Genomic DNA, 17,132 nt, shown 5'->3' with positions numbered 1-17,132 from the left:
TCATTATACTACATCTATGCGGTCAGAAATCAACTGATGCGTATCCCGTGCAATAACAAGCTCCTCATTGGTGGGAATGACCCACACCTGAACGGCCGAGCCCTCTGTGGAAATCCTTCTCTCCTCGCCGGATCTAATTTCATTAGCCTGCTCGTCCAGCTCCAATCCGAGGAAGGTCAGCTTGCGGCAGACGGAGGCGCGAAGATCCGCCGAGTTCTCTCCGACTCCCGCCGTGAACACCAAGGCGTCGATGCCGTTCATCGCCGCGGCGTAGGCGCCGATATATTTTCGCAGACGGTACTCGTACATATCGAAGGCCAGCGCGGCGCTGCGGTCGCCGGTGCCCATCGCCTGCACAATTTCCCGCATATCGCTGCTGATGCCGGAAATAGCCATTAATCCGCTGTGTTTATTCAGCATCGAGTTGACCTCGCTCAGCGTCAGCTCTTCTTTGCTCATCGCATAAGGCACGATCGCCGGGTCAATGTCGCCGCTGCGCGTCCCCATCATCAGTCCCTCCAGCGGGGTCATTCCCATGCTCGTATCGTACGACTTGCCGTTGAGCACAGCCGTGCAGCTCGCACCGTTCCCGATATGGCACGTCACCAGCTTCAGCTCGTCCAGCGGACGCTGCATCAGCTTCGCAGCTCTCTCGCTCACATAGGCATGGGAGGTGCCATGAAAGCCGTAACGCCGAACCTTATGCTTCTTGTACAGCACCATCGGAATCGGGTACAAATAAGACTGCGGCGGCATCGTCTGATGGAACGCCGTATCGAATACGACGGCCTGCGGCACCTCCGGCATGTTCCTCTCCACCGCTTGAATGCCGAGCAAATGCGCAGGATTGTGCAGCGGAGCCAAATCAAACAGCCGTTTGATTTCCTGCTTCACCTCATCATTGATAATGACGGAGCTGGAGAACGATTCTCCCCCGTGAACGACCCTGTGGCCGACAGCCTGGATTTCCCCGGTCGATACGAGTACCCCATGCTCAGGGTCAGTCAGCAGGTCAAGCACCTTGCGAATGGCCGTCGTATGCTCCAGAATCTCCTCCACCTGGCGTACCTCCTGCTTGCCGGAAGGCTCGTAGCTCAAAATAGCGGAATCCATCCCGATGCGTTCCACCTTGCCTTTGGCCAGCACCGATTCGTCTTCCATCTCATACAGCTGAAACTTAACAGATGAGCTGCCTGCGTTGATTACCAAAATTTTCATAGACGGTCACCTTCCTTGTCATAACGGAAAAAGCCTTGGCCGGTTTTCGTTCCGAGCTGGCCTGCCCGTACCATCTGCTTCAACAGCACGGATGGGCGGTACTTCACGTCCCCGAACTCGCGGAACATGCGCTCCATGGCCGATAGAACGGAATCGAGGCCGAAACGGTCGGCCATTTCCAGCGGGCCGTAATGAAAGTCATACCCGATCCGCATGGCGGTATCGATATCCTCGGCGCTTGCCACACGCTCGGACAGCGTATGCATCGCTTCATTGATCAGCACGCAGATGAGACGCGTCGTCACAAAACCGGGGGATTCATATACCTGGATGCCCCGCTTCTGAAGCGTATCTTCTACGAAGCGTTTGGTCAGGTTGAACGTCGCTTCGGATGTCTTTAAGCCGCGGATGATTTCGACAAGATGTATTTTCGATACCGGATACAGAAAATGCATGCCGATCACCCGCTCCGGCCGCTGCGTCTCAGCCGCAATTTCCGTAAGACTGAGCGTCGACGTGTTGCTCGCAAGTATGGTTGCCGACGGGCACAGCGCGTCCAGCTGGCGGAACAGCTGTTTCTTCAACTCGAGGTCTTCGCTGATCGATTCGATAACCATTTCGCAATCGGTTATTTCATTCATATCCGTTTCTTTATGTATACGCGATAAAACGAGCTTCTTTTCGACGGCCGTAATGGCCCATTTCTCCATCTGCTTGTCCAGGCTGATCTCGATCTGTTCTATAGCCTGATCCAGCTTCTCTGCCGTCCGCTCCACCAGCACCACTTCAATGCCTTGAGCGGCAAGCATCTCTGCAATGCCTTGTCCCATTGTACCGGCTCCAATAACTCCAATTCTGTTCCATTGCATGCCGATTCCCCCTATTCACCAACTATCCCACATGTCTATTATAACCTGATTATGCGTTCCATTCTGGGTATATTTGTTGAATATTGTTTGCCGGCTCCATTATATGCCAAGTTCATTTAGACCCTAAAAAACCCCACAAAGTGAGGCTTATGCTTCGAAGCGAACTCAGATACTTTGCGGGGGCCCCGAAAACATATCAATTCTATCATGAAAAAAAAGCCTGCGGCCGGACATCCGGTTTCGCAGGCTTGCTTGGTTTCATTATATGTGAATGAAGCAAAATTAGGACAACGGAACAACTTTCTTCGATGCTTGCGATTCGAACGCAGCCAGAATAACGTTCAACGATCTCAAGCCTTCTTCGCCCGAAATGCTCGGCGGAGTTTGCGTCACAATCGATTCCACGAAAGCGTCGATCACGCCGCTTGGCAGCTGCTTCTCGTTCGTCGCCATTGCGCCGACTTGATATTTCTCAACGGAGCCGTCGCGCAGCTCAACGATCACTTGATCTACCGGATGCGTACCGATATGCATTGCGCCGTTCTCGCACCAGAGCACGGTGCTGTTGTCGCCGCCCTTGTAATAAGTCCAGCTGGCTACGAGCGTACCGATCGTGCCGCTCTTCATGCGCAGGACGCAAGTCGCGTTATCGTCTACATCCGTACCTTCTTTGTGCAGCGTATTGACGAAAGCCGCAACCTCAACAACCTCGTCATCAAGCAGCCAGCGGATCAAATCGGATTTATGTACGCCAAGATCGCCCATAGCGCCCATAATCGCTTCTTCTTTGCGGAAGAACCAGCTGTCTCGCCCGTCGATGCTCCAACGCTCCGGTCCCGGATGTCCGAAGGACGTACGGAAGGAAATCACTTTCCCCATTTTGCCGGTCTGCAAAATTTCTTTTGCCTTCTGGTGAGGAGGCATCAGACGCTGATTATGGCCTACCATCAGGTAGACGCCGTTCTTCTTGGCCGCTTCGATCATAGCCAGAGCATCGGCTTCACTCGTTGCCATCGGCTTCTCGACAAGCACGTGAGCGCCTGCGTTCGCCGCCATAATGGCGTAAGGAGCATGCAGCACGTTCGGCGTGCACACGCTGACAGCGTCAGGCTTTTCCGCCTTCAGCATTTCTTCATAGCTTGTATACGCTCTTCCGCCGTGCTGCTGTGCGTAATGCTCCGCTCTCTCCAGGATCAGGTCGCAGAAGCCTACGAATTCCACGTTCGGATTGGCCGCGTATTCCGGAATATGTCTATGCTTGGAAATGGACCCGCAGCCCACAACCGCTACTCTAACTTTGCTCATTGTCTTGTTCGACTCCTTATATGCTCTTGATTTAGTAAATTGATGCTTATTTCAGGCCGGTATCCGTTAAAACTTGGACAAATAGTTATCTTTCAGCCAGTTATAGCTGGTTGCAACGCTTTCGAGCGGCGGGTTCGCGCAGCGGTCCTGCTCGACGATAATCCACTCGACTCCTGCGTCGGAGCCTGCCTGGATAACCGATGGAAGATCGATTTCGCCGTGGCCCAGCTCTACGGTATTGATTTGTCCGTTGACGATGCCTTTAAAATCTTTCAGATGCAGCAGCGGCAGACGTCCTGCATAGTTAGCGATATATTGAAGCGTGTCCAGACCTGCGAATTGCACCCAGCCCGCATCCAGCTCCACCTGCAGAGCTTCCGGAGACGCAGACGCGTACAAAGCGTCGAATACGTATTGATCGTCCACTTTCAGCTCGAATTCAAAAGCATGGTTATGGTAAGCGAATTGAAGCCCCTGCTCCTTCACCTGCTGTCCCGCTTGCGCGAAGTAGGAGAACAAGCCCTTCCAGGCTTCCACATCTTTACGGTCATCGGCAGCGATGAAAGGACAAATCAGGTAATGCGCTCCAATCGTACGCAAATATTCGATCTCTTTATTCAAATCGGCTTTCATATTGGCAAGGCTTACATGAGCACCGATCGCTTTTAAATTCAGTTCCTGCAGCAATTCCTTCAGCTCTTCGGCAGACAGTCCGCCGTAACCGGCAAACTCAACGCCCTCATAGCCCATTTCGGCCACACGGCGCAGCGTTCCGCGGAAATCATTAGCCAAGTCGTCACGCACAGTGTAAAGCTGCAAACCAATACCCATTCTTCTCATCGAATCAGTACCTCCATAGAAATGATGTATTTGATATTAATTTAATCAGACATGCCCTATAATAGCTATGAACGATGTGGTCATGACATGAACTATTTGGCTAAGATATTTTCGGGCTTATGCGGCGCGAAACGATAAAGGGGTCTTGTACGAGATGCTTTCCACCATTTTAACCTGCGGTTATTCCTATCATGCCCAGCCGTTTCAGAACAGCCATAAGGAAGGGGTTCCCTCCTACTTATTCCGGCTGCAAACCGAGGGCGCGTCGCAAGCGCTTGTCCGCGGGACGCTTCACACTCTTGAGCAGGGCGATCTGCTGCTGATCCAGCCGGGCGATCCTTACGAGCTTCGCGTCGAGGAGCATTGGAACAAGCTGAATCAAACGGTGGTGTCCAGCGGCGATTATTACATTTTTTGCAAGGGCGACTGGCTCGATGCCTGGTGGAGAAAAGGAAAAAAGCCTCAAAAAGGTCCGGATTGCCGCCTACGAGCGGCTGTTGACCCTGTGGCGTCAGATTATACTGGAGAAGCGCCGGTTCGAGGAGGAGAACAAGGAGCTGTCGGATTATTTGCTCCGGGCGCTGTGCCTGCATATCGACCGCGCCATTACGGAGACCCGCATGCTGCACGGCAGCTCCTACCTCGCTTCCCGAATGAAAAGCTTCATTGAAGAGCACGCCTTTCTTCCGCTCAAGGTAGAGGATGTCGCGGGCCACGTCGGCATCAGCGTCTCCCGGGCGGTTCACTTATTCAAGGAGAGCTTCGGCAAAACGATCATCCAGTATGCGCTGGAAATCCGGCTTTCCTCGGCGATCGAACGCATGCAGTATACCGGGATGACCCTCGAGCAAATTGCCGAGACGTCGGGCTTTGCCAGCTATTCATACTTCCATCGCGTATTCCGCGAGAAGTACGGCGTTTCTCCCAAGCAGTACCGGCTCGGTCATGAGGGCGGCCAGCCCTTTCAGCCGGCCGAGACCGGGCTAAAGCCCCGGGGTTAGCTTTCCCGTTCCCTATTCAACAATGAATTATAGAGGCGGGGAAATATTTATAATTGTTTTTTATCGGGTTCACGCGTCCAAAATATGGTAATCTACGGCATAAGGCCTCATCCCAAAGGAGAAGAACCTATGCGTAAACCATCGCCTGCCGGAAACATTCCTCTGTTTTTCGGCTATCAATTATTGAACTCCTTCATCCTCGACCGCGGCATCTGGATGCTGTTTCTCGTTTCGCGCGGCTTCACGCTTGCCGAGATCGGGCTGATCGAAGCCATCTATCATACAGTCATTTTCCTATGCGAAATTCCGACAGGGTATTTGGCCGATCGTTACGGCAAACCGGTCCAGCCTGCTGCTCTCCCAGCTGCTCGGGCTGGGGGCCGCCTTAGCTCTGGGCCTGGGATCGGGTCCGGCCGCCATCATCCTCGGGTTTCTGCTGGGCGGGCTTGTCGGCACCCTGCAGTCCGGTGCGACCAGCGCACTTGTATACGAATCGCTGCAAGCGCAAAAGAAGGAACGGCTGTTCAAACGGATGACCTCCCATTTATCCGCCGTCGCCTTGGTATCCATGGGCGTCAGCGGCAGCCTGGGCGGAATGCTGGCGGATGTGAACTGGACATACGTTTATTTGGGCAAAGCGGCGATTCATCTGCTGTCCTTCGGTCTCGTCTGTCTTATGGCGGAAGCGTCAGCCGCCGGAGGAGCCGGCGGTAAGAAGGCGGAGACAGCCGAGCACAAGTCTTCTACGCTGATTCAAGGCGTAACCGAGCTTGGTTTTGCCGCACAGATCGCCCAATGCTTCGGCTTCCTCAAGGACAACCGGCCTTTTCTCACCTTGAGCCTGCTCGGCATGATGCTTCATTCCATGGCCTGGACCATCACCTTCTACAGCCAGCTCCTCTTCCAATCCAACGGCTTCTCCCATGGAGAGATCGGTACCTTGAACGGAGCCGAAACCTGGATCTCCGCCGGCATCACCGCCATTGCCTATATAGGGGAGCGGCGGCTCGGTCAGAAAGCTTCGATTGTGATATCGGCGGCAGGGTTTACCGCCTTTCTGATCATGCTGTCCGCTACAGGCAAGCCGCTTCCGCTGGTCAGCGCCTTCCTGATGCTATCTGTATTTATCAGCTATTTGGAGCCGCTGCTCGAATCGTATTTGAATGAGCTGGTCCCTTCCTCCATGCGTGCGACCATGCTGTCCGTATTCAATATGATGATCTCGTGCGGCATGATCGTCACCTTCTGGACGATCGGTGCCCTTGCCGACCGCGGCGGCGTATCTGCCGCCATTCAGTCGGTATTGATTTTCTGGATTCCGCTGCTGCTCGTCGTTACTCTGTGGTGCTTGCGTCATCTTCATCACGGCGCAGGCACGGAGACGGCAGCGGATGGAGATTAATTTTAACAAAACCTTTGCTTTATTCTGAACACGAGATATACAATCACGGTCCGATCGGTAGTCTAGCGCACACGCGTGTATTATTGCGCAGCGCCGGTACACTCGGCACGCTACAGAGCTCATTTAAGTTGCATTCGCCGGTTGCGCATCTTATTTCCAAACACTTTTTAGCATTTGATTCTCCCGATTTAACTCTTGAACGTATCGCTTTTGATCGACATCTCTGGCGTCTCCCCTCTAGCTCAGTCATCGAACCTCCCTCTCTTGTCCTTTGATTGCCATAAAGATGCACCCCTTAGAAACCATTGGAATACTCAATTTTTCCAATATGTATTCTAAGCGGTGCACTTCACATCGGGTAAGGAAGATTTGACTAAATCATTCCCCATGATAGTCGATTAAATATTGTAAGTCATTTTCTTCTCTAATAAACTCAACAGACTTGCCAAGCGCCGTAATAATGACACTTGGACGATAGTTTTCCGGGTCAATATGATAAATCTGGGCTGAAATCAAAAGATTATTTTTCAGTAGCCTATAAAATAGAACATTAAATGGTCTCGGAATATAGCCAATGAGATTCATCTTTTTTGAATCCAAGATTTTAACAGCAAATGGATCATGTTCGTTATCTTCTTCAATATGTAATGTCAATTCTGTTAGTCGAGAAATTTGAGCATTAGCTATTTTATAAATTGACCATCCAGCAACATCGAAACTGAAAAACATACGCTCATTTTCAATTACTACAGGGTTAGAAAAGGAGAGGGAATCCGTAGCTAATCTGCCGTGAGTAATAACAAAGTAATCCCAGTAGACATCATCAGATAAATCGAGATTGTTATCTTGCAGAAACTTTTTAAAATCGCTTCTATTTTTATTCGGAAGCCTTCTTTCAAAAACAGGAAATAATTTTTCACTTTCGTAAATTTTTTCAGTTTCGCTTAATCCAACAAATGGCGTAAATCCTTCTTTACCTGCTTCGATCAAGATATTACTGATATAGAAGAACTTATATTTTGAATCTTTTTTCTCAAGGACCCCAACCAAGTAGTTTTTCTTGGTTTCTTGACTCTTCCAATTAATTAACAATTTATTAAAAGATACCTTACTCATTTATATACACCCTCAAGAATGTAATTTCGTCTAAATTTCAAAAAATCTGAAACAAAATCCTTTTTCATATCACTCATTACTTCTACTGGCACCTTGTGCACTATTTCATCTATTTTATCATCAGTAAGCAATTGTACTATATACCGCATAGCTTTTAATTCCGGAGTAACTTCACCAGCTTTTTTAAAAAATTCAAAAGAATTTAACCGCTTGTAGTCATTAATGTCCCCCCACCATATACGTGACGCAGATTTCTTTCCAAAGTAATAAGAATTAAGCATTTGTGCATCTCTATACATTAATTTAATTCGATCATCCGTCAGTTCCCTGCCAAGACTTGAAGAGTTATCATAAAGGGGAGCAAAAAATAATTTGCGAGTTACCTCGTCTTTAATTAACCCAAAATTATCTTGATGACGATCAGTATTGCCGATAAGCGTGTCGAAGATTAGCATACTATACAACTTATCAATGATATTGTATTTTTGAAACACCCTAATTAGAAGATCATAATTATAAATCTCAATTGTTCCTCGTAATGTTTCTCGATCATAGGTGTAATCAAAATCAGAAATCATATCCGCACCTTCAATTAAACTCTCTAACCCTTCTTCAAGAAAAGAGCAGCAAAGCGCTCCATATATCACCCCTGACTTTATTTTTTCAGGTGTTATGCCATATGAATTGATAATTTCATCATTTGCTTCGATACAACCAATTTCAACTGTATGAGTAAATATATTTAAAACTTTCCCTACTTCGTAAGCGATTTTTTCCGACCACATCTCTCCAGTTGACTCATTTAATACTCTCCATGATTCTGAAGTCAATGATACCGGGAGTTTGAACAAAAACAATTTATTATCTTCCGGTCTTCTGTACCAACTTTTTTCTTTAGATCCCGATGCTCTAATCTTTTCTGTCTTCCAGTTAGTTATATCCACTACTTCATACATTCTCATCACCATAGGGTCAATTATTTTACTTGATTATATCAAACATCCCAAAATATGCCACATTTAATAGTGGATAAGCTGGATATAATTAACTGTACTAGAATGCATATCCAACTCCGCTACTCCGTAAGACAAGTTGTAGTTAATATGTAAATTATATCATTATAAAATTTGAGGTCAAACATAATATTTGCAAAGTTAAATATTATATTTTATAATTTGAATAATATATCACAAGGACTGGTTAAATTGCCTTTCTCCTATAACCCGCTTTGGAAGCTCTTAATTGATGCAAATTTATCTAAAACTGAGTTCCGTGAAATTCTTGGCCTTTCAACAGCTACCCTAGCCAAGCTCGGAAAAAATGAATACGTATCTATGGAGGTCTTGGATAAAATATGTACTCACTTCGGAGTACAACCTAGTGACATTATGCAACATTTAAAATAACAAGATATCTATTTCGATTGCTACAATTTCTTTGGTATATTATCACTGTGAAGCTTGCTCCTGATCTTTTTTGGCCCATAAGCCACACAGCATTTTCTAAACCAAAAGCCGATTCTCCTATGAACAGAGAACCGGCTTTTGGTTATTTTCTACAATTAGCACCTGCAAACTCCGACCGAGCTAAAGCTTTTAGTTATTGCTACGGCCGTTCAAAGCCGAAACGTTCAGTCCGGCAAACGATACCCGGTTCCCCTTCGGATCGCGGATCCGAACGGTGACCGACTCGCCCGGCAGCAGATCGAAGAAGTTGTCGCTGAAGCGGATGTTGCCCTGCGGCAAATCGATCTTGACGAGACGCGCATGATGCCCTTCGGCGGTCACGGTAACGGTCTGCTCTTCTTCGTCAGCTACGACCTTCAGCGATGCGGCAGGCAGCCGCAGCTCTTTCGGATCGCGCAGATAATACACATTATCCGGCGCGTCGAAGCCGTTCGCCGTCAGCTTCACAACAACCTCTTCCGCCGCGCTTCCGTTCAATACTTCGGCTTCCGTCAGGCTGCCCAGCTGCACCGCTCCATTGGCAGGTACCGCGGCGTCGAACGTACGCTCAAACAGCGGCTTCCCGGCGAAATCGTAGACGCGAAGCGTGACTTGGCCCTGATAAGCCTCCACACGGTCGTTCACAGCCCATACCTGAAGCGGCTGTCCCGGCTCGTGGTCTACCGTGAGCAGCAGCGGATGGTAAAACTTTTTCGCATAGTAGAACGATGCCTTCGGCAGCAGCTCGTAATCGATCAGCGACCAGCTTGTCCCCGGCCAGCTGTCGTTATGCTGCCATACAAGGGAGCCGCTTGTCCGCTTTTTGTTCCGGCGGTAATGCTCGATCCCGTACTTCAAGCCCTCCGCCTGCGTCAGCATGGAGAAGTTCATATACTCCTCGATATTCGTCGGAATCCCCGTATAGCCTTCCATCAGCAGAATGCCCTTCTGATGGTTCGTATCCTTGTTGCGGTAAGCCATCTCGACGCTGCCCCAGTAGAACTGGCCATCCGGAATATGCTTCTCCAGCGTATAGCGGTTGGCTGAGGCATGCATGCCGAACTCGCTGCTGAACAGGGTGAAATCTTTTTTATAATTTTTGAACGTGACGCCTTGAATGCTGTAGTCGAGAATCGGCTTCTCCCCGAACTTGCGCGGATACACCGAACCGTGCCATACCTGCCAGTTGTGGCGGTCGCCTGCATCCGGGTCGTTGGCGTCATTGCCGCCAAACGGCGAGGACGGCCAGTAAGGACGGCTGTCATCCAGCTCTTCAAGCACCTCGGGAATCAGCTCATGGTAAATGCTCTCGCCGTAGAACGGAGTCGTGATGCTCCCCTCGGAGGACTTCATGTCATACAGCCAGTCGATCTCGTTGTTGCCGCACCATAGCGCCAGCGACGCATGGTTGCGGAGTCTTGTGACATTGTACACCACTTCCTTGCGCACGTTGTCCATGAAATTCCGGTTAAAATCCGGGAACAAGGCATTCGCAAAAGCGAAATCCTGCCATACGAGCACGCCGCGGCGGTCGCATTCGTCGTAAAATACGTCCGTTTCGTAGATGCCTCCCGCCCAAATACGAAGCATATTCATATTGGATTCGACCGACAAATCGATCAAATCGCGGTAGCGGTCATCCGGAATGGCGCCGATGAAATTGTCGGCCGGAATCCAGTTGGAGCCCTTGGCGAACACCTTTACCCCATTGAGAAGAAATGCAAAGGCGTTGTTCCCTTCTTCATCCTTCAGCTGAAGCTCGATCGTCCGGATACCGAATGGCTTTTTATAAGCGTCTACCTGCTGCCCGTCGGCCAAAAGCACGACTTCGAGCTCATACAGATACGGCTCGCCCAGATCATGCGTCCACCAAAGCCGAGGAGAAGCGACTGTCAAGTCGGCGGTTCCTTGTTTGCCGTTCACAGGCAGCTCGGCTTCGGCGGCAATCCGTCCTTCCCGGTCAACTAGACGTACCTTGCAGGACTTCACTGCGTGTTTACGATACGACGTCACATCTAAGTCCACGCGGACAAGCGCCTGATCGGCAGAAGCCGATACCGTACGGGCATAGACGCTCTCCAGCTTCGCCTGCCGGTAACGCTCCACGCGTACCTTGCCCCAGATGCCGACCGTTACCATTCTCGGACCCCAGTCCCAGCCGAAATTCATCGCCGCTTTGCGGAGCCACGGACGTTCCTTCGTGTAGGAGGACCATTGGAACTGTTCCTTGTTCTTGTTGTGCAGATACAACGGATCGAATTTCACTGCAATGCTGTTCCAGCCGTTGCGGATCACACGCGTCACATCAAAGCTGTGCGCCATCAACGCATTGTCCGTGCTGCCGATCTCAAGACCGTTCAAGAAAACCGTCGCGAAGGTGTCCAGCCCTTCGAAAATCAGCTCATGCTTCTCTTCGCTGTCTTCCTCGATCACATAGTCGAAGGATGTCCGGTACCACCATTCCTTCTGTTCGATCCAGCGGCTTTTGGCATCGTTATGCCCGAAATACGGGTTCTCGATAATATTTCTCTCGATTAACGCGGAATGCACATCCCCAGGCACCTTGGCGGTAATCCAGAAACGGTCGTCCAATCCGGGGAAGGCAAGCTCCTGCGGCCTGACCTGTCCCACGTCAAAATGCTGAATTCTCCATAAGCTCTTAAGCTCCATAACGTCCCACTCCTGCTCCCTATTATAAGTAAACCCATCCGATTGCTTAAGACGGCCCTGTCGGCTGAGCCGCCTCCTCACGGTATTCGCTTGGCGTTTTGCCGGTATATTTCTTGAAAATTTGACTGAAATATTTAACGTCCTCATAGCCGACCCGCGCCGCAACCTCGCTGACCTTTGCCGGAGAAACCTTCAGGATCTCCGTGGCGCGGCGTATTTTTTGCCGGGTGACATAATCGCCGAACGTCATGCCCGTTTCTTTCTTGAATACCTCGCTCAAATGATTCGGGTGCAGATGCACGTGCTTGGCCACCTGCTGCAGCCCGACATCGTGACCGAGATGCTCCTCAATATAGGCCATCGCTTTCTGGGCATGCGTGGCCTGCCCCTCCGCCAGCCGGTTATGATACATTTTCATCACCGAATACAGACGCTGAAACAGCGCATCCTTCGGCTGGACGGACGGCTTGAGACGCAGCGGCACGCTGCCTTCGCTGCCTTCTGCGGCAAGCGGACGTCCGGTAGCGGTCAGTACGCGCTCCAGCCAGCGGTGCGCGGCAATGACCGCGGAATGGATGAGCGCCTCCATGGAAGCAAGCGTCATCTGAGGGTCCTCCAGCTGCGCCTGCAGAAGGCGGTTCACCCAGCCCTTCAAGGCGACCGGGTCATCCTCTAGCAGGATGGAGGAAAGCTCCAGCTCCTCTTCGTGCGTGCAGACGGTTTTGCCGCCTTTGCGCTGCACGATATCGGCAAAGTCGCACAGGCTCTCGGCGATTAACGTTTTATAGCCGAAAGCCGCCGCTGCGGTTACATAAGAATCGTGAAGCTCTTCCTTGCGCTCCACGCGCCGGCCTAAAGCGGCGAACAGGCTGCACTTTAGCAGCTGCTCAATCTTGTGAAAGACGGAACGCAGATGCCGTTTGGTTTCCTCCGCTCCGCGGTCGGCTGCAAACGCGGCAATGATCCGCTTCTTTTCCAAAAGCGTCTCGCAGCTCAGCAAATCATGCAGCATGTTCTCGACGGCAAAGTGAAGCAGCGAGCCGGAAACCGCGGTATCCTCCCAGCCCTCCGCGGAAAGGATAACAATCTGATAGCTGGGGTCACGCCCGCCTCCGTCCAGACGCGGAAAGTAGACCGAGAACGAGCTCGAATCCACGGCATTCGCCTCGCCGTTGATGACCCATCGTTCAAACAGCCGGTGAACCGCCTCTTTTTGCTTGAAATGATCCTGACTGTGCGCAGCCCACTTCTCTTCTACCCGCTGCTTGGCTCGCAGCACCGCCCGGATAATATCCTCCGGCCGGCTCGTCTTCAGCAGATAGTCGCTGACCTCCTGGCGAATAGCCTGCTGTGCGTAGGAGAAATCGTCATAGCCGGATAAAATGATGACCTCCAGCCCCGGAATGAGCAGCTTCGCTTCCTCGGCCAGCTGCAGCCCTGTTTTCCCGGTCATCCGAATGTCTGTCAGCAATATGTTGGGGCGTTCTTTCGCAAGCCGTTGCAATGCTTCTTCGGCCGAGGCGGCGGGCTCCAGCAGCTCAAGACCGAGCTCATCCCATTTGATGACTTTGGCCAGACCGGTACGAATGATGACTTCATCATCCACGATCAAGATTTTCATGGCTTCCCCCTCCTTCCAGCATCGGGATGGTAAAGGAAATGCGGGTTCCCGAATGCAGCTTGCTCTCAATAACCAGCCCTGCGTCCGGACCGTAATGGAGCCGCAGCCGTTCGTTCACATTCCTTAAACCGTAGCTGGCGACGTCCGAAAAGTCCTGCTGATCCGGCGGCTCCTGCAAGCTTTGGTAAATGGCTGCCAGCTGTTCCTCCGTCATACCGATTCCGTCATCCAGGACGAGAAAAAACATCTGCTCCTCCTTGCGCTCGACGTAAACGGTAATATGGCCTTTGCCGTCTTTTTTCTGGACGCCATGGATCATCGCATTCTCCACCAACGGCTGCAGCAGCAGCTTGAGCATGTATTGATCCTGCAGCTCCGGATCGACGACGATATCGACGTCGAACTTGTCCGGAAAGCGGATGGACTGCACCTGGGCATAGTTGCGAATATGAGCCAGCTCCTGATGAACAGGGCAAAATTCCTTGCCTTTATTCAAGCTGAAGCGTAAAAAATCGCTCAACGCGCCGACCATGTCGGCAATCCTTTTCTCCTCCGTCAACAGGGCGATCCAATGAATCGAAGAAAGCGTGTTGTACAAAAAATGCGGATTGATCTGCGCCTGCAGCGCCCTCATGTCCGCTTCCTTCTTCCGGGCCTCATTGCGAATCACCTGCATCTTCAGTTTCTCAATGTGGGAGCCGAGCATGTTGTAGCTCTCCGCCAGCTTCCCGATCTCGTCGGAGCTGTTTGTCGCGTATAACGGAAGAGGCTCCTCCGGATTAACCTTGGATAACAGCCTCGTTAACGCACGAAGCGGATTGGTGACCCGGTGAACGACGAAAAAAATGATGCCGACCGTCGCAAATATCGAAATCAGCACGGCAATGGCCGTCAGCTGCAAAATATAGCGGTTCTGCGCGCTGTACAGCTCGAAGGGAATTACCCCTACCAGCGTCCAGCCGACCAGCGGCTCTTTATAATAGAGCATCGATTTCTTCTCGTGCTTGCCCTCTCCGTAGGTGATCGTGCCGTAAGCTCCCGATTTCAATCCCGGGGATATCCCCGGATATAACGACTCGAACGGCCTGCCCAGCCATTGATCGTCCGTCGCGGACACGACATGTCCTTTATCGTTAATCAAAGCTACGTTCCCTTGCCCGTCGCCAAGCTTCGGCTGAGACCAGTAGCGGGAAATGGCTCTCTCATCCAATGAGATGACAAGCCAGCCCATCGTCTGGTAATTGTTCACACTGCGAAGCGGACGGATAAAAGAAAGCACCTTCGATTTTCCGTTATATTTCTCCACGGTGTACAGCTCCGTCCAGAGCTTGGTCCCCACTTCTCGTATCATTACCTGCTCCTCCAGATCCGAGCTGTAGATGGCAGCCGTCGAAAGAACCGGATTCGCATTGGCCGGATAGATCGTCACATTCGATATATAATCCTTGGAGCTGACCAAATTAGCCATAAGCCCCAATATACGGGTCTGGGAGGCGAAATCCGCGTCCGGACGGTTGACATATTGCTGAATATCGCTTTGGCCGATTAAGGTGATCGACAAATTCTCGACGTCCTGCAGCATAAAGCGAAGATTCGCATCCATTTGGCGCAGCGTATCGATTCCCGACTGCTCCGCCTTCTCCTCTGTAATGCCAGAGGAAATGCGGTAGGCGAAGCCGCCAAGGAACACCAAGGGAATGAGCGTAGTAATCAGCATAATAAATGACAGCTTACGTCCTAAAGAAAGTCCCAACCATCGCCGCATTAAACCGTAGCCTCCATTGCAGTCAAGTTCACAGTAAAGCCGCTGACGCTTAGCCTTTCACCGCTCCCGCCGTCATGCCTTTCATTACCTGCTCCTGGAATGCCAGATAAACTATAATAGTAGGAATCACTGCAATCGTCATCGCAGCCAGAGTCAAGCCGTAATCCGTCTGATAGCCGTCCGCAAAGGTTGCAATGCTGAGCGGAAGAGTTTTCAAGGACGATTTACTGATAAACACCAAAGCGAACGAGAAGTCGTTCCAGGAATGCAGGAAGCTTAGAATTGTAACGGTAGACAGCGCCGGCAGCGAAATCGGCAGCATAATTCGTAAGAATACACCCCAAAGTCCCGTTCCGTCAATAAATGCCGCTTCTTCAATCTCCTTCGGCACCGAAGTCAGATAGGCCGTCAAAACGAATATAGCCGTAGGCAAAGCAAAAGCTGTATAAGGCAAAATCAAGGCCCAGTACGTATTCAATACCGACATTTGTTTCATCAAAATAAATAACGGCACGAGCGTGCTGTGAATCGGGATCAGCATCCCTACAACGAAAAAGCCTAAAATAAGTCCTTTGCCTTTAAATTTCAATCGGGCGATAACAAACGACGCCAACGCGGAAATAAACAAAGTCAATACCAGTGAGACGACGGAAACAATGACGGAATTGGCAAAAGCCGTTCCCATCTTAGAAGATTTCCAGGCGCGGACAAAGTTATCCACCTGCCATGCCTCCGGCAGTCCGAAGGGCCGGTTCATAAATTCGGCGTTCGTCTTGAATGCGCTGATTACGAGCCAGAACAGTGGATACAGCGTCAGCAAGCCGTAAATGGTCAGCAGGATCCAGAAGATCGTACTCTTCCACTTCTTAGCGGACGCCCCGCTGCCGGCTTTGAATGGTGATACCGATGATTTTTCGACCAGTAATCCGCTCATTAGGCATGTCCTCCTTTCGCTTCCTGCTTCGATTTACGGCTGGTCAGCCATTGGCTGGTTCCGATAAAGAGCAGGCTGATAATAATAATGGATGTCGAAATCGCGCTTCCGTAGCCGTAGCGGTAGGAAGAGAACGTAGAGTTGTACATGTAAGTGGCGAGCAGCTCGGTTGAATGCGCCGGTTCGCCTTTGGTCATGACATACACAAGGTCAAACGATTTCAAGCTCCCGGAAATACATAAAATAATGGCGACCTGCACGGTGCTCCAAATCATTGGCAGCGTGATGGATACGATCTTTCTCAATCCGCCCGCCCCGTCGATCAAAGCCGCATCGTGAATCTCTCCCGGTATGTTCTGAAGCGCAGATATAAAGATGATCAGATACAAGCCGACAAAGCTCCACAGCAGCGGAGGAATCAGAGAGAAAATAGCGATTTTGTCATCCGACAGCCACTGCAGCTTCCAGCTGCTTAAACCTACGGCATCGAGCAAAAAGTTCAAAATCCCGATTTGCGGGTGATAAATGTACTGCCAGATCATCCCGATAATAACAGACGACATAACCATTGGCATAAAAATAGCGGAACGCAAAAACCGCTGAAGCGGATTGCTTTTGTACAGTACGATGGCCAATACCAGCGCCAGCGGCAGCTGTCCGAGCACGGAAGCAAGGACGAAGATCACGTTATTTTTCAAAGCCCGCCAAAACACCGGATCGTGGATAACCTCCACATAGTTTTTCAACCCGATGAATTTGGCAGCGCCGATTCCTTTCCAATCGAAAAAGCCGTAGTAAGCCGACCAAATGACCGGCACAAAAACGAACAAAGAATAGAGCACTAAGGCAGGCAGCAAGCCAAGAACCACAAAGCGGCGCACATTCAATGTATTAGTCATCAATTTCACTTCCTTTGCTGGTAATTAATCAGCCCTCCGTATTGGAG

Annotated in this window: 15 protein-coding genes and 1 pseudogene; 4 read left to right on the top strand and 12 right to left on the bottom strand. The window is 50.6% G+C overall.

Annotated features, from left to right (window positions below; all coding sequences use genetic code 11):
• Window positions 1–3: 3 nt before the first annotated feature.
• The 4 genes from ACHHV8_RS09785 to ACHHV8_RS09770 form a co-directional block, all read right to left on the bottom strand.
• The gene (locus ACHHV8_RS09785; protein ID WP_395158102.1) at window positions 4–1,218 is read right to left on the bottom strand and encodes an acetate/propionate family kinase; all 1,215 of its coding nucleotides are present in this window, start codon (window positions 1,216–1,218) and stop codon (window positions 4–6) included.
• Window positions 1,215–2,087, bottom strand: coding sequence for a 3-hydroxyacyl-CoA dehydrogenase family protein (locus tag ACHHV8_RS09780; RefSeq protein ID WP_395158101.1), 873 nt, complete (start codon window positions 2,085–2,087; stop codon window positions 1,215–1,217). Before ACHHV8_RS09780 ends, ACHHV8_RS09785 begins: the two co-directional genes overlap by 4 nt.
• Before the next feature lie 282 nt (window positions 2,088–2,369).
• The gene (locus ACHHV8_RS09775; RefSeq protein ID WP_395158100.1) at window positions 2,370–3,392 is read right to left on the bottom strand and encodes a Gfo/Idh/MocA family protein; all 1,023 of its coding nucleotides are present in this window, start codon (window positions 3,390–3,392) and stop codon (window positions 2,370–2,372) included.
• A gap of 66 nt (window positions 3,393–3,458) precedes the next feature.
• Window positions 3,459–4,232 (bottom strand): sugar phosphate isomerase/epimerase family protein, encoded by a 774-nt coding sequence (locus ACHHV8_RS09770; RefSeq protein ID WP_395158099.1) that lies wholly within the window; start codon window positions 4,230–4,232, stop codon window positions 3,459–3,461.
• Window positions 4,233–4,386: 154 nt separating this feature from the next.
• On the opposite strand from ACHHV8_RS09770, the pseudogene ACHHV8_RS09765 reads away from it, so the two are divergent.
• Window positions 4,387–4,539: pseudogene (locus ACHHV8_RS09765) on the top strand (AraC family transcriptional regulator); the annotation flags it as partial.
• Here the strand turns inward: ACHHV8_RS09765 and ACHHV8_RS09760 are convergent.
• Window positions 4,471–4,614 carry a hypothetical protein gene (locus ACHHV8_RS09760; RefSeq protein WP_395163700.1) on the bottom strand — a complete coding sequence of 48 codons (144 nt, stop codon included), beginning with the start codon at window positions 4,612–4,614 and terminating at the stop codon, window positions 4,471–4,473. The pseudogene ACHHV8_RS09765 and the gene ACHHV8_RS09760 overlap by 69 nt on opposite strands.
• A gap of 52 nt (window positions 4,615–4,666) precedes the next feature.
• Between ACHHV8_RS09760 and ACHHV8_RS09755 the strand changes: the two genes are divergently transcribed.
• Together ACHHV8_RS09755 and ACHHV8_RS09750 are read left to right on the top strand one after the other, a co-directional pair.
• Window positions 4,667–5,233 (top strand): helix-turn-helix transcriptional regulator, encoded by a 567-nt coding sequence (locus tag ACHHV8_RS09755; RefSeq protein ID WP_395158098.1) that lies wholly within the window; start codon window positions 4,667–4,669, stop codon window positions 5,231–5,233.
• 532 nt (window positions 5,234–5,765) lie between these two features.
• Entirely contained in the window at window positions 5,766–6,635 is an 870-nt protein-coding gene (locus ACHHV8_RS09750; RefSeq protein WP_395158097.1) for an MFS transporter, read from the top strand.
• 378 nt (window positions 6,636–7,013) lie between these two features.
• Here ACHHV8_RS09750 and ACHHV8_RS09745 read toward each other — a convergent pair whose 3' ends face one another.
• Window positions 7,014–7,751: an HIRAN domain-containing protein gene (locus ACHHV8_RS09745; protein ID WP_395158096.1), complete on the bottom strand. Its 738-nt coding sequence runs from the start codon at window positions 7,749–7,751 to the stop codon at window positions 7,014–7,016.
• Complete coding sequence (locus ACHHV8_RS09740; protein ID WP_395158095.1) at window positions 7,748–8,707, bottom strand: HipA domain-containing protein; 960 nt, start codon at window positions 8,705–8,707, stop codon at window positions 7,748–7,750. The genes ACHHV8_RS09745 and ACHHV8_RS09740 overlap by 4 nt, the downstream gene beginning before the upstream one ends.
• Before the next feature lie 171 nt (window positions 8,708–8,878).
• On the opposite strand from ACHHV8_RS09740, the gene ACHHV8_RS09735 reads away from it, so the two are divergent.
• Window positions 8,879–9,157 (top strand): helix-turn-helix domain-containing protein, encoded by a 279-nt coding sequence (locus ACHHV8_RS09735; protein ID WP_395158094.1) that lies wholly within the window; start codon window positions 8,879–8,881, stop codon window positions 9,155–9,157.
• 189 nt (window positions 9,158–9,346) lie between these two features.
• Here the strand turns inward: ACHHV8_RS09735 and ACHHV8_RS09730 are convergent, their stop codons facing one another.
• From ACHHV8_RS09730 to ACHHV8_RS09710, 5 genes are read right to left on the bottom strand one after another with little or no spacing between them, the layout of a single operon-like run.
• The gene (locus ACHHV8_RS09730; RefSeq protein ID WP_395158093.1) at window positions 9,347–11,866 is read right to left on the bottom strand and encodes a beta-mannosidase; all 2,520 of its coding nucleotides are present in this window, start codon (window positions 11,864–11,866) and stop codon (window positions 9,347–9,349) included.
• Between the two features lie 46 nt (window positions 11,867–11,912).
• Window positions 11,913–13,487, bottom strand: coding sequence for a helix-turn-helix domain-containing protein (locus ACHHV8_RS09725; protein ID WP_395158092.1), 1,575 nt, complete (start codon window positions 13,485–13,487; stop codon window positions 11,913–11,915).
• The gene (locus ACHHV8_RS09720; RefSeq protein WP_395158091.1) at window positions 13,465–15,252 is read right to left on the bottom strand and encodes a cache domain-containing sensor histidine kinase; all 1,788 of its coding nucleotides are present in this window, start codon (window positions 15,250–15,252) and stop codon (window positions 13,465–13,467) included. Before ACHHV8_RS09720 ends, ACHHV8_RS09725 begins: the two co-directional genes overlap by 23 nt.
• A 49-nt stretch (window positions 15,253–15,301) precedes the next feature.
• A complete protein-coding gene (locus ACHHV8_RS09715; RefSeq protein WP_395158090.1) occupies window positions 15,302–16,186 on the bottom strand; it encodes a carbohydrate ABC transporter permease in 885 nt (294 codons plus the stop codon).
• Window positions 16,186–17,085: a carbohydrate ABC transporter permease gene (locus ACHHV8_RS09710; RefSeq protein ID WP_395158089.1), complete on the bottom strand. Its 900-nt coding sequence runs from the start codon at window positions 17,083–17,085 to the stop codon at window positions 16,186–16,188. The genes ACHHV8_RS09715 and ACHHV8_RS09710 overlap by 1 nt, the downstream gene beginning before the upstream one ends.
• Window positions 17,086–17,132: the final 47 nt, after the last annotated feature.

The sequence above is a fragment of the Paenibacillus sp. TAB_01 genome, from assembly GCF_043945595.1.
GTDB lineage: Bacteria > Bacillota > Bacilli > Paenibacillales > NBRC-103111 > Paenibacillus_S.
This window is presented reverse-complemented; position numbering and strand designations above follow the sequence as displayed.